The organism is Paenibacillus kyungheensis (assembly GCF_028606985.1).
GTDB classification, from domain to species: domain Bacteria; phylum Bacillota; class Bacilli; order Paenibacillales; family Paenibacillaceae; genus Saccharibacillus; species Saccharibacillus kyungheensis.
The window spans coordinates 367,586-385,888 of sequence record NZ_CP117416.1 but is presented as its reverse complement, the minus strand read 5'-3'; the positions used below and the strand labels follow the sequence as shown (position 1 = coordinate 385,888).

General features: G+C 41.2%; 11 protein-coding genes. 2 read left to right on the top strand and 9 right to left on the bottom strand.

What is annotated here, in order from left to right; translation table 11 throughout:
* Window position 1: 1 nt before the first annotated feature.
* Both PQ456_RS01710 and PQ456_RS01705 read right to left on the bottom strand, forming a co-directional pair.
* Window positions 2–3,391, bottom strand: a complete 3,390-nt coding sequence (locus PQ456_RS01710; RefSeq protein ID WP_273614572.1) for a tubulin-like doman-containing protein — start codon at window positions 3,389–3,391, stop codon at window positions 2–4.
* A 513-nt stretch (window positions 3,392–3,904) separates the two neighbouring features.
* On the bottom strand, window positions 3,905–5,674 hold the full coding sequence (locus tag PQ456_RS01705) for a vWA domain-containing protein (RefSeq protein ID WP_273614571.1): 1,770 nt from the start codon (window positions 5,672–5,674) through the stop codon (window positions 3,905–3,907).
* A 665-nt stretch (window positions 5,675–6,339) separates the two neighbouring features.
* Between PQ456_RS01705 and PQ456_RS01700 the strand changes: the two genes are divergently transcribed.
* Together PQ456_RS01700 and PQ456_RS01695 are read left to right on the top strand one after the other, a co-directional pair.
* Window positions 6,340–7,299: a hypothetical protein gene (locus tag PQ456_RS01700; RefSeq protein WP_273614570.1), complete on the top strand. Its 960-nt coding sequence runs from the start codon at window positions 6,340–6,342 to the stop codon at window positions 7,297–7,299.
* Entirely contained in the window at window positions 7,296–9,194 is a 1,899-nt protein-coding gene (locus PQ456_RS01695) for a hypothetical protein (RefSeq protein WP_273614569.1), read from the top strand. Before PQ456_RS01700 ends, PQ456_RS01695 begins: the two co-directional genes overlap by 4 nt.
* Before the next feature lie 111 nt (window positions 9,195–9,305).
* Here the strand turns inward: PQ456_RS01695 and PQ456_RS01690 are convergent, their stop codons facing one another.
* The 7 genes from PQ456_RS01690 to PQ456_RS01660 form a co-directional block, all read right to left on the bottom strand.
* The gene (locus PQ456_RS01690) at window positions 9,306–10,709 is read right to left on the bottom strand and encodes a M20 family metallopeptidase (RefSeq protein WP_273614568.1); all 1,404 of its coding nucleotides are present in this window, start codon (window positions 10,707–10,709) and stop codon (window positions 9,306–9,308) included.
* 4 nt (window positions 10,710–10,713) lie between these two features.
* The gene (locus PQ456_RS01685; protein ID WP_273614567.1) at window positions 10,714–11,061 is read right to left on the bottom strand and encodes a hypothetical protein; all 348 of its coding nucleotides are present in this window, start codon (window positions 11,059–11,061) and stop codon (window positions 10,714–10,716) included.
* Window positions 11,062–11,074: 13 nt separating this feature from the next.
* A complete protein-coding gene (locus tag PQ456_RS01680) occupies window positions 11,075–12,436 on the bottom strand; it encodes a helix-turn-helix domain-containing protein (RefSeq protein ID WP_273614566.1) in 1,362 nt (453 codons plus the stop codon).
* A gap of 83 nt (window positions 12,437–12,519) precedes the next feature.
* Complete coding sequence (locus PQ456_RS01675) at window positions 12,520–13,779, bottom strand: amidohydrolase (protein WP_273614565.1); 1,260 nt, start codon at window positions 13,777–13,779, stop codon at window positions 12,520–12,522.
* A 69-nt stretch (window positions 13,780–13,848) separates the two neighbouring features.
* A complete protein-coding gene (abgT, locus tag PQ456_RS01670) occupies window positions 13,849–15,381 on the bottom strand; it encodes a p-aminobenzoyl-glutamate transporter (protein WP_273614564.1) in 1,533 nt (510 codons plus the stop codon).
* 230 nt (window positions 15,382–15,611) lie between these two features.
* Window positions 15,612–16,379: a YcnI family copper-binding membrane protein gene (locus tag PQ456_RS01665; protein ID WP_273614563.1), complete on the bottom strand. Its 768-nt coding sequence runs from the start codon at window positions 16,377–16,379 to the stop codon at window positions 15,612–15,614.
* A gap of 63 nt (window positions 16,380–16,442) precedes the next feature.
* The gene (locus PQ456_RS01660) at window positions 16,443–18,125 is read right to left on the bottom strand and encodes a copper resistance CopC/CopD family protein (protein ID WP_273614562.1); all 1,683 of its coding nucleotides are present in this window, start codon (window positions 18,123–18,125) and stop codon (window positions 16,443–16,445) included.
* Window positions 18,126–18,303: the final 178 nt, after the last annotated feature.

Genomic DNA, 18,303 nt, shown 5'->3' with positions numbered 1-18,303 from the left:
CTTATTTCAACTTCCGGCGAATATCGCTTAATTTAGTAACCATTTGTTTGTAGAACTGGTAAGCTTCATCTCCATTAGCCAATTCGACACGTTCGTATTCTAGACGATCTCTTGCTTCCAGATACGCTTCGTACAATTCATCTAATTTATTCAAAAGCGGTGCAATATCTTCAGACGAAGTAATTTCATTGTCACGACGATCTGCTTTGCGCATCAATGTTGCACGATTTTTCTGATCTAGATTGCGGAAATGTTCAAATACTTCAAATTCCACAAAATTACGGCTCTTCATCAGATTTGCAAAAGCATCCCAAGCTTCTTCTTCAGGATCACGATCATAGACGTACAATGCACCTTTTTTAGTAATCGTATCGGTATACAATGCTTGTAAGAACTGATCGGTTAGTTTTTCTTCGCCTTCATAACGACTTAACATACCTTCTAGTTCTACAATTTTGGCTTGAATACTTTCATATTTCGCTAGTTCTGCACGTACACGTTCGATCATTTTTGGTGAACGAATCAAGTTCTCACGTGCTAGATCTTCGTTAAAGCTACCGAAGATATCTTTCGTCGATTCATGTGGCAAGCCTTCTGCCATAAGACGTCTAAGTTCTGCTAGTGCACGTTTCACTTCACCTAGATTCGGACGAGGTGCATCCAGACGCATATCATAGCTAGCAAGCGTAGGAACCAGATCGAATGGCTGTGTAAAATGAACCGCAAAACGACTGCTTGTATTTTGGTCTGCATCTTTTTCAACAATAATGCCTAGTTGTTTTGCACGCGCATAGTCTGCACGCACACGAGCATTGTAGCTTTGTACACGAGCATTGGTGTACGTTTCACCCCATGATTGCTCAGGAATAGGTGAAGGCAAGTATGTCCAGTTTTCTTTCTCGGTCTGTACCAAATGGCGACCAATACCTTCACGATCCAGGATCGTACGCTCATAGTTCTCTTCATATACTTTCAGCGGTGTATAGACGAACAATGGCACACCATTACGAGTGTTCAACCAGAAAATACGGTTTTTAACTTTACTTTCTTTAATCGTAAAGTGTGATTTACCCAGTGCATTGTTCTGGAAGTTACGAATACCACGCAAAATGCTAGGCGCTTGAACAGGAACAGACACAAATCCCCATGAAGGGAAATGCAGATTACCTGCACTATTGCTCAAATGGAACACAGGTACAGCTTCATCATCCAATTTACTAGCAATCGTGCGCTCTACGAATTTCTCAATCGGCTCGTCTTGACCGTATTTCATCACCAAGAAATCTTCCATTGAACGTGTGATCAGATCACCGAACTTGTCGCTCAAGAAATCAGAGATCGAGCGTACAATATCGACTTCTTGCTCTTTCACCCATTGATCGGAATGTTCTAGCAATTGTGCAGAGAAATCACGAATCAGATCATCGCCATCTTTGCTATCCATAATATCGCTCACCGCTTTGGAAATATCCGGTACGCTCACTAGATTCCAATAATACGTTTTGTTCCCACGATGATCTTCTTGCTCATTCGCATTGGTCAACAACTCACCATTTTTCTCGAAAATAGAGCTTAATGCATTTAGTACTTCGGTAAATACTCCATAGATACGGTTATTTTCACGATTTAACATTTCATATAAATCTTCATAAAATTCGATCATTTGTTGTGTACGTTCTACATCTGCACGCAACCAGTACTCGTCGATTTTAGCTTCAATGTATACATTTTTCTTTTTGTCTTTAGAAACGAACGCACTTTTCGCATCACCCAGACGTTCATTCGCATAATCAGCTGCTGATTCGATATCGCGTGGAATACGTGTCTGACTTTCACGCAATGTCTCGATATACGAAAGAAGCATTTTCAGTAGTGAGAATCCTTTTTCCGAGTACAGCAGACGTGACACATAGAATGGGCCTTGTTCTGGATGTAAGAACATACGGCGAATCTGATCTGAAAATTGTCCGACAATCTCGCCCGGCAATTGTTGCTTCGCTTTGATGTATTCTTCACGAGCACGAATCAGGAATGTCTGCTCAAGTTCGGTATCCATATTAACAGCTTGCATTTTAACTACATTATTGAAGCTTAGACGTTCACTATTTTCAAATCCAGGCAATGGTTCAGGTACACGAGATTCGAATGTTTTGGTCATGGTCTCGACATCTACCCCTAATTTGCGGGCAAAGTTCTCAACAGCTTCTTGGTCTGGCGCTTGATCGAACATTTTGTCCATCTTTTGGAATAGACGATACGCTAGATATGTGGTCATTTCTTCGATCGGCAATACCGCAGAAGAAGCACCGATAATGTTGTATTCATAATTCGCAGGATATGCACGATTCATCTGTGCAATATTGGTACGAATATTACTGATATAGTCATGGATCGCAAATTCTTCACCAGACGCTTTTTCTTCACTTGCCATAAAGTTCGTAATATTTTCAGCCGTTACATTCATACAGTAATCATATGCATTTTCAAGCAATTTACCTTCGGTATTGGTTGCTGAGATCAAATGACATAGATTAAATGGTGCAAGTGGCGAGTTTACATTGAGTATGCTACCGTATTGCTGTTTGAAACGTTCACCACGGCTATCGACATTCATCCAGTAATCCAGTTCTTTCAGAGCCGCATAACCATTTTTGCGAATATATTCGCGTGTATGTTCACTTAAACTTTTATTGGATAAGTTGACGTCTGGTGTAAACAGGTAACCAAGCATATTCAGACGGTCTACCCCTGCTGCGCCATAATCGCGTTCTACAATACCACGTACAATATACGAAATATCTAAGAAACAACCACTACCTGTACCACCCGATAGCCCTGTTAGTAGAAAGACCATTAATTTTTTATTGGTACCGACAGACAGCGTTTTGATCTTTTTATCTATACTTTGTACGACCTGATTAATTTTAGTAAATAACAGCAATCGTCCTGCTTGGCGTACACCAGCCGCACCGTTCATACCATCAGTGATCCCTAGTTCAGGAGATAACCATTCGGTGATATAAGGTTCTAGCAGGCTACGGTTTTGTAGCAATCCACCGATCTCTGCATTGGACAGCAATACAAATTCGTTAATTGGATCAAGCCCGATACCTTTATATTTTTTGTTACGATCTTGTTCGTTCGTTTCAAAAGCAAGAAATTCAACATTATCTGGTTTGTCTTGTTTTTTCTTAGTCATTGGATCTTCTGGAAGCTTGAAGCGACGGTTGATCTGGTATTTCAGACGCAATAGTGCATCAATACCTGTACCCCCAAGTCCGATAATCAAAATAGGGTTGTCGATCGTATCGACGCGTATTTTATCACTGACAATACCACCGCCAAGTGATACGTCCAGTTGTTGAATGTGTTCTCTAACGATTGGTTTCATGAATGATCCCCCTTGGGCGAATTAAATTTCTTTATTTGGTGATGGGTGGATGTGAGGACAAGCGCTACGGGGTGGAATCGTTCTTGGCGTCGCTGGTAAGATCGGATATCTTGATTTGACCACTGGGTGGTCGATATCCGAGTCTTAAAGGCGACTTTCAGAACGATTCCATCCCCTTCGCTTGTGCATCCTTCCACTTTGGAGCGCTTGGGTAGGAAGACGAGAGATTGAATGCGCTTGGCTTTGCAATCCGGTGCTGGGTTGTAGTTAAACATTCTCTAAAAGCTTGAGTACTGGATTGTACTTTAAGATATATGTCATGAGATACATACTTTAAAAGATACGTTTTGGTTTCAATAATATATTGTAATCAATGATTATGAGATTTTGAAAAGAGATAGACTATTTTTTTAAAAGAATATCTTTGTGTTTTAGCATACACAACCTAATTTCAGCATGATACACACTCTGTTTCAGTATACAGATGTAATATGAATAGTTTGTGTATAGGAATTATGTTAGGTATTCAAGCATAATTGTTTTGTCGACCTGACGTAAGCTGATCATGATGCGGTCGCCGCTTTTAAGTTCAAAGCCTTTAGACGCATCGATCGCGCGGGCGGATTTTTCGATTACGTTGTCCGCGTTGTTCCGAATCATAATACGGTCGTTACTGCTTGGTGTGAAAATAATATTTTCAGTTTCTTTCAGTTCTGGTGCAAGTTGAACCAGTTGATGCAGGTTAAATTTGCCACGGAATGTAGTTAGTTTTTTGTATTGTGGGTAAGAGCGTTCGCCGGTATTTTCATCGCGAATCTCGATAACCATTTGTCCAACAAAGCCGCGGTTTCTTTTTTTCAAGAAGCCAAGTAAGAACCACAATCCTGCAAGTATCAGTAACGCAACGACTGCAATAATGATCCATGTAACCAGACCCAATCCAGCTTTTTCGCCACTACCGGATACACCGCCTTTGGCATCAATTGTTACTGGAGCAGTCTCACGATAAAAGCTTTGTTCTTCTGCACGAGCAACCAGTTGATAGACATGATTGTCAGGCACTTCAAATGTACCTTTAAATTCACTACCATCTGTAGTCAACGGAACTTGACTGGTTGTTCCTGTATCCATGTCTTTCACATTCAGCACAGCTTTCATACTGCTTGCTTGCGAATTATCTGTTAATTTCTGACCACCGCTTGTTAAATAAGAAACGATATCGATTTTATCGCCTTTACTGTACGCTTTGGTCGGAATAGGATCTAGTGCTAATTCCAGGTTATAGTTAAACACCAGATTAATATCAATCTTGTCTTGATCGACACCTTTAACCTGTAATGTCCAATCCCCTTGCTCTGGAGATAACAATTTAACTAGCGAATAGCTTTTGGAAGTAGACATGCTGACTTTGTCTGATGGTACAGCTACAGCATTGCCTGACGGATCGACTAATTTCACTTCAACCGCTTGTGACGACATAATAGAAATATTTGCTTCTTTTACATTGGCATTCGGAATATGAATCTTCACATCTTGAAATTGTCCGTTACCTGTTATCGAATCGACAGGTACCACATTCACTTCTTGATGATCTGCAAAAATTTCACTTAGAATCTCTGGCAAATCTTGCGCCGAAGTTGTTACAAAAGATTTACCACCTGTATCATCAGCAATCTTTTTCAATGCTTCTTGATTTAGCTTACCGTCTGCATTCAGCCCGATTGTATAGACAGGATACCCGTCTTTTTTGGCTTGTGCTACAGCTGTATTCAGATCATTATCTGCATCACTGTTACTGCGTCCGGAATTACTGTTCAACTGATTGTTACCATCAGCGAACAATACAATCATCGGTTCATGTCCTTGCTGTGCATTATCTTGCAAAATGTTAACGGCTTCTTTCATTCCTACCGAGATATCCGTATACGCTCCTCGTGTTAGACCATCGATAAAAGACTTGAGCTGTGTTTTATCATCAGCAGACTGAATAGCAGTCAATGCCTTTTCACGTTCAATACGGTCTGTATACGATACAACTCCTACTCGATCGCCTTGCGATGGTAGCATATCTATAAATAATTTCATCGCTTCACTACCTAGTTGTTGCGGGTCACTGGATTTCATAGAATTACTAGCATCCAGTACCAAGACCGCATCAATCGGTGTAGTCGAATTATTAGTACTATTTGTCGCTGAAGCAGCGAACATCGTGCTAGGCAACTGTGTCAGGCACAGAACCAAAGCTAGCAGGATATACATAAAGTTTGTATTTCTTCGGGACATAAGTCTACTCCTTCACTGGATAGATAGATGGCGCTATCGTACACCATCTTACGACATTTTCATTAAGCGCCGGTTAAATTCACCTTAACATGCCTTAAAAATCATAAAGTGAAAAATTTGATACTATTCTTATCGGTATATCCATTTTACTCCATTTTAGATCATAAATCACAAACACATATGCGCTATTTATCATAACAAGCCGGATACCATTATAACGCATATTCGCAAATATCTTCCCCACCTTAAGACGGGGGAATCCACTAGACTATAGGCTAAAAGTTGAATATCACTCCTAATTTTCGCTATTCTGTAATAGATTATGCGCTAAAATATAGGTATAGTGAGGTTGTTGAACACTTTATAATTCAACAAGTAATCCCGATCCTCCCTTAGATTAAAGTTAGACTCGATAAATCTGATTAAGAAAGGAATGTCATATGTTTGCATACGTATGTCTCGCTGTTTTGTTTCTTTTTGTTATCCTAAGATTGTCTATGTACGCATTTAAACGCAAACGTGTCCCAACAGAAGATGAATTAGAAAAGCAGTTACTATCTACTATTAACCAAAGAAGCTAACAGATTCGCAGATTTACCCAATTCCTTGTTAGCAGACTCCTGAAGTTATTTATAAATACGATGTATAGTGAGTGATCTTAATCTATGACAACAACCAAAAAATCGATTCAATTACCGGTGCTTCATCGCACCCGGCGTGTATACGATAACTTACGAATATGCCGGAAATGTCAGAATTACACCATTTTACCTGGTGATGCTTGTCCGGATTGTGGCAAGCAAGCACTTGTTCCTGTGACACAACATGCCCGTCTACGTGCTAAGCGCAAAATGATGAATGAGATTCTATTTGCTCTTCTTCTTACTATTATAGCGGTTGTCGTATCGAAAGAGGTCACTGAAATCGTTATTTCTGTGATCACAGGTGCAGTATGTATAGCGGTTCTTGTTTTGGTTCAACGCCGTATGATATCTAAAGAAACATTACGGCAGTTAGCACGCTTATTCAAAACAGATAGTAAAACGATCTATGAAGGCACTGTACGTGATCAATCAACAGCTGTAACGGCTGTACGTAGCGGTGAAGATGTCGAAGGATATCATATGTTACGTCAAGCAGCCGTTGTTGTGCATAATGATCGCCTACGACTGGCTCAATTGTCTTTATTGCAAAATTTTCGGTTGCGTAGTGATATGGATCTGGATCTAGATTCATTGATTGTGCAAGATTTCGATCCTTTGTTAGCCGAATATATCGGCGAAATTGCCAAAATCAAACGCGAAATGGTGAAAGATCGAGCTATTCGTTATGTGATAGCAAACGAACCTCAGATTTTGAAATTAGAAAATGGAATGAATATTCTGGTCAGTGTAACCTCGGCAGCGGTGCGAATGAAGCGTTATGTCACGATGTATCCTGGATTTGTTCGTCGTTATGCACGCTTTTTACCGAAAGACCGTTTTTTACGATTGTACCGGATGATCAACAACGATCCTGCGCAAAAAGACAGTGCAATGGCAATAGACTTGGAAACTATTCGTCAAGAATTGTACAAAGGCGATTCTGATTTTGAGCCTGCTATTCCTGGAATAGGGATCTCATGAGTATTATTCGTTTATTTGCATTACGTAATCTGTTAATCGTAGCTTGCGCTATTGCAGCCGTACTAGCAGTCTATAAAGGGGTTCAAATTTCGCAAAAAATCCATGCTGTGCAAGAAGCAGATCGCTATTATGATCAGAAGCAATGGGTAGAAGCCGAAACCTTTTATCAAAAAGCGAATACCAACACATCGATTCGGTACCAGAATGAACATATTGCTAATCGGTTATTGCAATTATTGCCGATTACAGATTGGAAGCAGACAGTAAGTTCCAGTCAGCAACAGCTTCAATCTGCCGCCAGTACCCAACAATTTGAAGCGTATCTCACCGCTTATAAATTATGGCAACAACGTCTCAGTCAGCAACAACAAGCCGACAAAAGGTATACAGTTCAATACAAGCAAATTACGAATGAATCGAAGATCAATGATCAATTAAAGACCGATTTTCAAGCTTTTCGTGAATTGTTCGAAGCAGGGCTACAAAATAATCTACAAAAGCACAATTACACCGATGAATCGGATAAATGGAATCTATTGCAGATTCCGGAAAAGTATCTAGCTGTTAAAAGCACACGCCAAGCTTATCTCAATACATTGTTCAAAACGTATGATCAGACCAAACTAACACGTCTGGCAGCCGCCGGTGATTTTACTGCTTTTCTAGAACAAGCACGCAGTACATGGGATGGTTATCAACAACATGATTGGAGTGCAACATGGGTACTGACTGCGGCGCAAAATAATGCAGCCAAGATTCTTGCCACCGATATTGCAAGTCAGCAGATTAATAACTTTGTTACTCATGCTCAAAGCTTTAATCAGTGGGTCACTACAGTCAATCTAAGTTCTTCTCCTGTGACAACCACGATCAATAATGAGATTAATTCATTACTTCGTGAAGCCAATACTATGGTGACAGCAGGTCAGTATCAACAAGCTCTCGATATTTACCAAGCGTTACAACCTGTCCAAGATACTACCAATCTGATAGCACAGACAAAAGTCGCATGGGCTTCGAGTGATCCGCTGTATGTGTTGCAAAGCTCTAATCCTTCAGTTGCGTATCAACATGTAGTTGGAGGCACTAACGGACTTAATGCAGATGTCTATGCGCTGGCCACTGATGCTGAGAATCATCTCTATATTGGCACAATGACAGCTAATGGTGATACCAGTATTCTGTCTGGAGAGATTGCACAACAAGCGTCTCAGATCCGTAGTCTAGCGATCGTGAATCAATTAGGGACACCTGATCAACCTGTGATCGAAATTCAATCCGAACCTACTACAGATCGTACAGCTACTTTTTCTTTTTATGCGGTTGAACCTAGTGGGTTCCGTGCGTTGCTTTCTGTCGAAGCTGATGGATATACAATCGGTGACAATCAAACGATACAAGTACAAAATCCATCTGATTTAGAAAAAGGACAGACTGCTATCTATGCCCGTAATGAAGATGGAGAGTACACACGTACCGAGACACAGAATGAATATACTTCTATTGATGGAAGTACACTAACAAGCTATCTTAATGAGCCTGTGTCATTTGAAGTCAATATCGTATCTACTGATGCAGATGATCGAGGAGCGATTGCATTAGTCGGAGAGCAATATATTCGTCTTCGAGGAGAATTGAACTGGAGTACAGGTTCCTTCGTTGTCTCCGGTGTATTCCGAGGTGAATTTGAACCATTTACTAACACATTAGGATCTGGCGACACCCATTCTACAGGTGAAAATAATACACCTACCGAAGAAAATGGAACACCAGAATCAACAGACGAAACAGGATTACTACAAGAACCAGACTATGGAGTAGACGCTCCTGATGCTCCTGCCAATCTAGAATCCAATATCACGATCCCTGTATTTGAAGTCGAATCTCTGCAATAAGGTTTTAACTAGAGGTACAGTATTCAATAGTTGAAAACAAAGCAAAAAGCTATCTATCAGGAGTACATATACTCTAAATAGATAGCTTTTTGCTTTTGAATCTTACTGATTTTATTTGGTCGCAGAAGGAACAACATCTGCCGGAATCGGACATACATACGTCTCGCCTTGCAATCGCTCTTTTAGTTCTGCTTGTGCAGTTTGACGCAATTGAGGATTTTGCATAATTTCGATAGCGGTAGCCGCCATAATTTTACTGGCATAGAGCATACCTTTATGAGCAATAGAAGTTGCTCCTAACGTCACCCATTGCCAGCTATGAGGCATCGTACCAATAGCAAAGCAAGCGGTTGTACACTGCACTGTAGGCGTAATCCAGCTTACATCTGATACATCGGTTGATCCGTATAACATGAGTCCATGCAGATATGGATTCACATGATCTGCTAACACTTTACCCTGAAGGGTAGCTGGTAGATGTGGACTGCCCTTTTTTTCTTGCGCTGTTAATGTATTTTGCACCGCAGTAGCCAATGCTAATTCTTCTGAAGTATGTTCAGGAATCGGAAATTGAGCAAATTGGTCATACACAACCTGTTCTAGCGTGGTATTCGGAATAATATTTGAACATGCTTTATCAAATACAATCTCTACTTCTGTGCCTGTCATCAGTGCTGCACCTTTAGCGATATCATGAACTCTTTCCATAATATCAGCGGCTTCTCGTACATGAGGCGCACGAATCAGATACAGCACTTCTGCATTTGCTTGTACCACATTAGGCGATAAACCACCGGTATGAGTCACTGCATAATGAATACGAGCTTCTTGAATAATATGTTCTCGCAAGTAATTCACACCAATATTCATCAGTTCTACCGCATCAAGCGCACTTCTTCCCAGATGCGGACTTGCAGCGGCATGAGCGCTTTTGCCTTTAAATTTATAATAAATCTGAAAGTTCGCCAGCGTATGAACCGACATCACACTATGATAATCCATAGGATGCCATGTGACTGCACTGTCCACATCGTCAAATAATCCTTCGCGCGCCATAAATGTTTTGCCAGAGCCGCCTTCTTCCGCAGGACAACCGTAATAACGAACCGTTCCGGCTAATCCATGTTGCTCCATATAATCTTTAACAGCAACCGCCGCCGCTAATGCACCTGTTCCAAGCAGATTATGACCACATCCATGACCATTGCCACCTGCCACGATCGCTTGTTCAGTTGCACTACCTGATTGCTGACTAAGTCCGGATAATGCATCATATTCCCCTAACAAAGCGATTACAGGTTGACCACTTCCATAACTGGCTATAAATGCAGTCTCAATACCTCCACTTCCACGCTCCACATGGAATCCTTCGTGCTCTAGAGCAAGGCATAACAATTCAGCAGATTGCTTTTCTTCAAAACGAGTCTCTGCATATTCCCAGATCTGATCACTCATCGCTGTCCATTTGTGTTGACGATCATCAATAGAGCGATGAATCGTATCGGTATTGATCATAATATTATCCTCCTAAGCCTACAAAAATCATAATAAGAATCAATTCCACCATATAACCGATCACCAGCAACATCGGAATACTGATAATTAAAAGAAACCGACGCATAGGCACAGTCACATCAGGTGCTTTGCTTATCCAGCGATACAATCCTCTCCATGCCAGAATCAGAGCAGGCACGATAGCCAAAATCCCCACTGTTATTACTGCTACATACAACGATTGTTGCTGAGCAGTACTCGCACCTTGTGTCATCAGATTTGATTTGCGAATCATCAGAAAAACCCAGACAGCCGCTACGATAATGTAATATAATTTGATCCCGTTACTAAATGAAATAAGCTTCTTATCCAACATGACTCCCCCTTTAATCTAGACTGTGGTTTGTTTGTTCAAGTGATACTTCAGCAGAACCATGCACCTGAGTTAAACGGTAAATTTTGCGTGGTCTCCCTCGTAGCGCTTGTAGCTCCTCGCCTTCTACCTCGGCAAGATGAATGTGACAAAGGCTACTCATAATCCGTTGGGCATTACGCACAGTCATAGACAAATGTTGAGCAAGTTGAGCGGTTGTGAAGCCATCCCAGTTCATCCGCTGTGTCAGTGCTTCGATTTTTTTGTACGTTTTGACACTGATATTAGCTTCGTTCAGTTGAGACAATAATGCTCGATCTAGAGAACGAGAACTATAACTCCATTCTTCGATCTGTCCTACTGCTTCACGAATCACACCGTTATCTTGCACAATAATAATGTGTGAAGACGATTCTTGTTGTTTACTTTGCTGAAGAGCACGTAGCGCATGATTCTCCGCGGCTAACGCTGTGTCTCCATACCCTATTCCTACAGACACTTCCACTTCAATCTCCAGAGCAATCTGCTCGATACTATGATGCAGTCTCGATAATTCACGTTCAATCGCTCCACGTGTACTAAATATCTGGTAGCGTCCATTTCCTTTGTCCACCAGCACACCATCCATATGTTCACACAATTGCAAAAGTACGGTTTTAATCCGTAATTCAGCATACTGCAATCCATACGAAGTAGATTCGGTTAGCGAGCGATGATTAAGTAGATCGGCTTCGATCATATGAATCCCGATCTGAGTATCTTTAAAATAAGAACTTCTCGCTTGCTGAATCAGTAGCTTGGCGGCTTGCCGAATATCTTGCGAACTTGTCGTCAAACGATACACTGGAACCCCTTGTTCTTGCAGAGCAGCATAGACAAAATGCATACAGGTTAATGCCGCTACACTTTGCCCGCTTTTCCATTTATCCATATGAAATTGAATTAATGTCTCCGGTTCATCCGAGCCTTCAAATATATTGAGATACACTTGGTCGATCGGCAATCCTGCTTCAGCAAAAGACTCGTGCATATCCAAGTCTTCTGAACGAATAATATCAACCGAATAGCGGTGATCCCGAATATGATAATCCATATTCATTTGTAATAAAGCTTTGTATAATCCTGAACCAGCAGGCTTACAATAAGCTGTTAATTCATGTTCTTTCAAAAAAGGGCTTGCAACTGATAACGGAATAGGCCCTGAAAATAGCCAGCCTTTGACTGTGGAACGATACTGTTCTAAGATTTGTGGAATTTCTCGTGGATGATTATAGACCATCGCCACAAATTCTACATCGTCCGCTAGATCCCGGGTCAGATTTAAAATACGTTCTACAGATGGGAGTGGCCCCACGATACCGAATCGATACGTCATCATCTTCTCCTTTGTCCTCACACTTGAATATACGTTACTTCTTATTATATCAAGTTCTATGGGCAAAAGAAGCTTGGACGATTTTAACGCAGAATACGCATCGCGATTCGGCGGAACCATTCGATTCCGATCGGTAATGCCGCTTCTTCAATATCAAACTTCGGATGATGATGAGGAGCAGGATTACTGCCTCCTATAATCATATAAGTCGCTTTACCGCCATTTTCCTGCACACGTCGTAACATATAACTGGCATCTTCACTGCCGGTAGAATAAGCACTTTCTTCAGGAATTGTATGCACACCTTCGATACCGACCGCTTCTTCTCGAGCAATTTGTATCATATCTTCATCGCAAGTAATCGGTATGGCTCCACCTACTACTTCAACGTCATACTCCAATCCATGCATACCTGCGCTATGTTCAATAATTGTACGCACACGTTGCTCTAGCTCACTATTGACCTCTTCCGATTCAGAGCGAGTCTCGATAACCATACGCGCATGTTCAGGAATAATATTGGCCGCTGTACCGCCTTCCAGTACCCCTACATTGATTCGTGTATCTCCTGTGCTATATCGTGGAATACTATGAATATTAAGCAAAGCGGTTGCCGCTCCAAGCAGTGCATTCCGTCCTTTTTCCGGTGTTGCTCCTGCATGCGAAGCTACTCCTTGAAAATGGGCTGCTAACTTGGTCGTTGCCAGATAGCCTGTTGTTCCTCCATGCAATTGACCGGTAGGCACTTCACAACCCAGATGAGCGCAAAATAGATAATCCACATCGTCCAATATCCCTTTTTCGACCATAGCATAAGCACCGCGTACCCCTTCTTCGGCTGGCTGAAAAATCAACTTGATCGTTCCCGCGAACTCTTGCTGGCTTAACGCTTCTGCAACACCCAGTCCGATCGTTGTATGACCATCATGCGCGCAAGCATGCATATTCCCTGGAAAATGCGAGACAAATGTATGTTGTTGTGGAAAATGATCTTGATCTTTACTTTCTACAATAGGCAGTGCATCCATATCAAAACGAAAAGCCAGTGTCGGCCCTGAACGCTTTCCTGTTAACGTGCCGACGACCGCCGTATATCCACCACGCATATTACCTACAATATCTGGGTCAGCGCCATGTTCTAGTGCACGTTGATACGATTCTTCCAGTACTTTGTCGCTTGGTAATCCGCGCCGACTGTCTCCATCAATCGCATCTTGCCCATAGATCACGTCATACCCTAACGATTTTAAAGTCTGTACAACAATCGAAGCTGTACGATATTCGGTAAATCCCAATTCAGGATGTTGATGCAAATCTCGGCGTAATTCAATGATGTTTAACATGCAAGTTCATCTCCTTGTTAAATGTGCATCTTATATTTGAAGCATATAGTAATCGATCTAATCGTTTTTTTATGAATCAGCTAATCGCGGATACACACCCGGGCCAATCGGAAGCCCTAACATATACCAGACAATCAACATCAACGACCAGACGATCAGGAAAACGATCGGATACGGTAAAATAAGTGAATAATACGTGCCTAAACGTGCATTTTTCTGATATCGCTGTAAAAATCCTAAAAACAATGGAAGGAATGGTGACATTGGAGCGAAAGGAATCACTGACGAATCAGCGATACGGAAGATCATTTGCGCAAATGCTGGATGATAACCGAGCAACATAAACATCGGTACAAATACAGGTGCCAGAATCGACCAGATCGCTGATCCACTGGCGATAAACATACATAGTAGAGCAGACAAGAACATCAATCCTAGAAAAGCAGGCATGCCTGTCATATTTGTTTTTTCTAATATATCTGTTAATCCTAAAGCAATAAATTTCCCCATATTACTCCAGTTGAAGAAAGCCACAAATTGAGATAATGGAAAGACCATCACAATAAAGCCAGCCATTCCTTTCATCGGATCAATCAACAACAGTGGAATATCGCCTTGATTACGAATCTGCTTGGTTACAACACCATAAGTAACAGCAACTACAAAAAAGAAAATAATAATAATTGGCACAATACCAGACATAAATGGCGAAGGCACAATCGAACCTGTTTCGGGATTTCGAAGAATACCGTTGCTAGGCAAAATCAATAATAACATCACACCAATAAATACAATTGCCGCTATACCGCTTGCAAGTAGACCTTTATTTTGAATAGGCGTCAAAGCTTCCATCTTGTCTTGATCGGTTCCTTGATATTTAGGCAATCGAGGCTCTACAAATTTATCGGTAACGATTGCTCCTGTAATCGTCAGCACAATAACCGATGTCGCCATAAAAAACCAGTTGTCCAATACACTGACACTAATCGTGCTGTTTACTGCTTTGGCGGCTTCTGTACTGATTCCAGATAGCAATACATCTGTCGTCACCACCAGTAAATTCGCTGTAAATCCAGAACCTACGCCTGCAATAGCCGCCATCAAGCCTGCAATCGGATGACGACCTACTGCTAGGAACATTAGTGCTCCCAGTGGAGGCATAATGACTAACGCTGCATCTGAAGAAATGTGACTGAAAAAGGCGATAAACAACACCATATAACTGGCATACTTGGCACTGACGCGAGAAGCCATTTTCAACATTAACGCTTGTAACAGCCCTACTTTTTCTGCTAATCCTGCTCCTAATACCAATGCCAGAATCGAACCTAAAGGCGTAAATCCGCTAAAATTTTTGATGATATTAGGTAGAATCCACTGAATGCCTTCTGCACTAAGCAAGTTTTTGACAACAACTGATTCTCCATTCGTCGGATCTTTTACCGACACATGCAACCACGACAAAATAGCTGTCGCTAACATCAAAATAATGATCAAATACACAAACAGTAAAAATGGATTAGGAATTTTATTACCGATCTTCTCGACCCATGTAAATATTTTTCCTGGACTTGACGGCGATTGTACTGGTGTTTGACTCACTAGCATTCCCTCCATTTTAAGATCATAATACGACATTTTCGTTTAATGCAGTATAAAAAAAATATGCACAGGATACAATAGATATGTAAGGTTTTTTAACAAAAATATTAATTTTTTTTATGAAAATGAGTTTTTCTGCATAAAAAAAGCCAAAAAGATCAAGAACAATGACAGCTAAGTTCTCAATCTTTTTGGCTTTAGAAGATAAAATGTCTTTTTATGGTACTTTTTTATTTGCGTTTGCGTGAATTCATTACAGCAACTCCACCTAATACTAAGGCAATAATCGAAATAATCAATGTCGTTACTTGTAGACCATTACTGCTAGCCGGTTGTTCCATCGGCATCGTGTTCATATCATTTGAAGCCGCAGTATCTGTTGTTGTGCCTGTCGCTGGTGTGCTTTCCGTTGTAGTATCTGTTCCAGCCGCTTCATCTGTAGCTGTCGCAGTATCTTCGGTTGTTGCTGTATCATGTCCGTCGGTTTTAGGAGCCGCCGGTGTTGTCGTAGCTGCATTTTCTGTAATCGTAGTAATCGAATGAGGAAGTTCGCTTCCTTCTTTGCCAGTCCATTCGACTACGCTACCATCGCTATAGTATTGGTACGCATCCCATGCTAATTCGCCATCTTTAGCTGGATTTTCACCTACAAATACAAATTGCTGAAATTGACCTGCTTCAATCCCGCCACTTTCTGCTTCCCAAGTGATCGATGTAATTTCACCAGCATCATTTTTTTCAGTTGTTGTTTTCCAACCCGGTACAGGTTGATATTGTTTGAAAGATAAGTTTTCCGGTACTTTTAATGTTACTTTAGTCGTTGGCAAATCTTTTTCAGAAGGTACTTTGATCGTATACGTTTCCCAGGCGGAAGGCATTGATTGAGCAGGTTTGACCGTAACATGCGCACTTGCAATACTGCTAAATGTTAGTAATCCTGCGACCATAACTGCTGAACCGATTGTGATCATTTTGGTAAATACCGAGTTTTTTTTCATTCGTCATACTCCCTTTTTTATATATCATACAGGCATAATATAATCTGCCTGTTGTACCACAGCTTATTGACCAATCCGTAGCGTAAATTCAGTATCAATCGTATCTAAAGACTTGGTCAAAATATGAACTTTGACATGCCAGTTACCATTCATACTCACCATACCTGTTTTCTGATAGACTCCATCTTTGCCATCACTGGCTGTAAGCAGAATTTCAGTAGGAGCCATCGCCATGTCCATATGATTCATCGTTAATGTAATTTGTTCGACATCTACAGGTTTGGCTTCATTTTTGTTTTTAACAGATACGATAAAATTATTGCTACCCATCTGCGCTTGAGGAACCTCTAATTTAATCTCATATCCATCGACTTCTTGTGTCTGTACGGTCTGCTTCGGTGTCGCTCCATTACTGATCGGAGCAGCTTGAGGAGAAAGATGCACCAGCGCCGCCGCTAGCATCAAGATCACAAAGCCAGTTAACACTTCCCACATCAAGTCTTTGCCAAGCTCTTCTTTTTGCTGGCGTCCTTTGACATAATTCATGGCACCGAATGCCGCCATCACAAGGAATAACAACATTTTTGCAAGTAGCGTCAACCCATAAGCGGTATTGAACAGCGCCATCAGACTAGGCAGATAAATAATACTTCCATAAATACCAGTAACCAATAAAGCCGCTACCGATATAATCGCCCACCATGAGAAGCGGCGCACAATACTCCAATATACCGTTTTGCGTTCTTCTCCTGTAAAAGGAGCTACAATACGCGGTACAAATACCGCCATCGCTACCAGTGCACCACTCCATACTAGAGCCGAGACCAGATGGATAAAATCAGCCGCAATCGCAATGCCGGCATACGGTTCTGCATAAGCATGTCCATCCAGTGATTTGGCGAGCAATTGTACAATCATCAAAGCAATTGCAATCATTCCGATAGCACGCTTCGCAGCAGTTGCAAGCTTGCTATGCGCATACAAAGCTACCAGAATAACGATCAGTACAGCAGTGATCATCTGGATCAACCATACCTGACCGAAAGTCGTTTCGCGGAATGTATTGCCTAATTCAGTTGTAGTCTGCATAACCGGAATATCTGCATTCCAGGCAATGCGTAGTGGCAATTGAACCAATAACGCAACCACTGTTAATGCCATCCCTATCCATAAAAATAACGCATATCGACGCTGACGCATCCATGTTGTTGCTTCAGATGTACGTAAGCGAGCCGGTAATAAAAATAGTGATAACGCAAGTAATCCTAATACTAATGATTGACCGGTATACTGTAACCACCGCATTACAATCAATAATGGATTGACCGATTTACTATCTGGTAGTGTAGTCGGCGCGTCTGACATTTTTTTGCCAGCACCGTCTCCGACTTGAAAAACGATTCCGCCTTCTACCGGATGTCCATCTCCTGAGACCGCTTTCCATGAAATATTGTAAATATCATCAGCAAGCTTTACCGGAATGTTTGCTTCTAATAGAGCTGCATTTTTACTATCAATAACAGCTTTGACTCCGTCTATTTTTTGACCGGACGAATCCATCAATACAATCTGATAATACGCAGGCTGTATCGATTCATTGAATAATAATGTGATTTTGTCAGGTGCTTTGTCTAGCACTTCATTTTGAGCAGGGACAGATTGTTGCACATACGAATGAGCCGAAGTGCTTTGTGGAAAGGATAATCCACTACAAATACTCAAAAGGACTAGCAATACAGGTAACAACAATCTTCGCTTGGTTATCGAAAAATAAATTGATGTATGATAAATATGATTCACCTACTTTATGTGAGATGCCTTCTATGAAGTCCGTTTTGTGCAATCACAATCTCTATAGTATCGAAGTGAGTACATTCTGAACATGACTATATAGGGCTATATCTGTTACAAATATGGCTTAAAT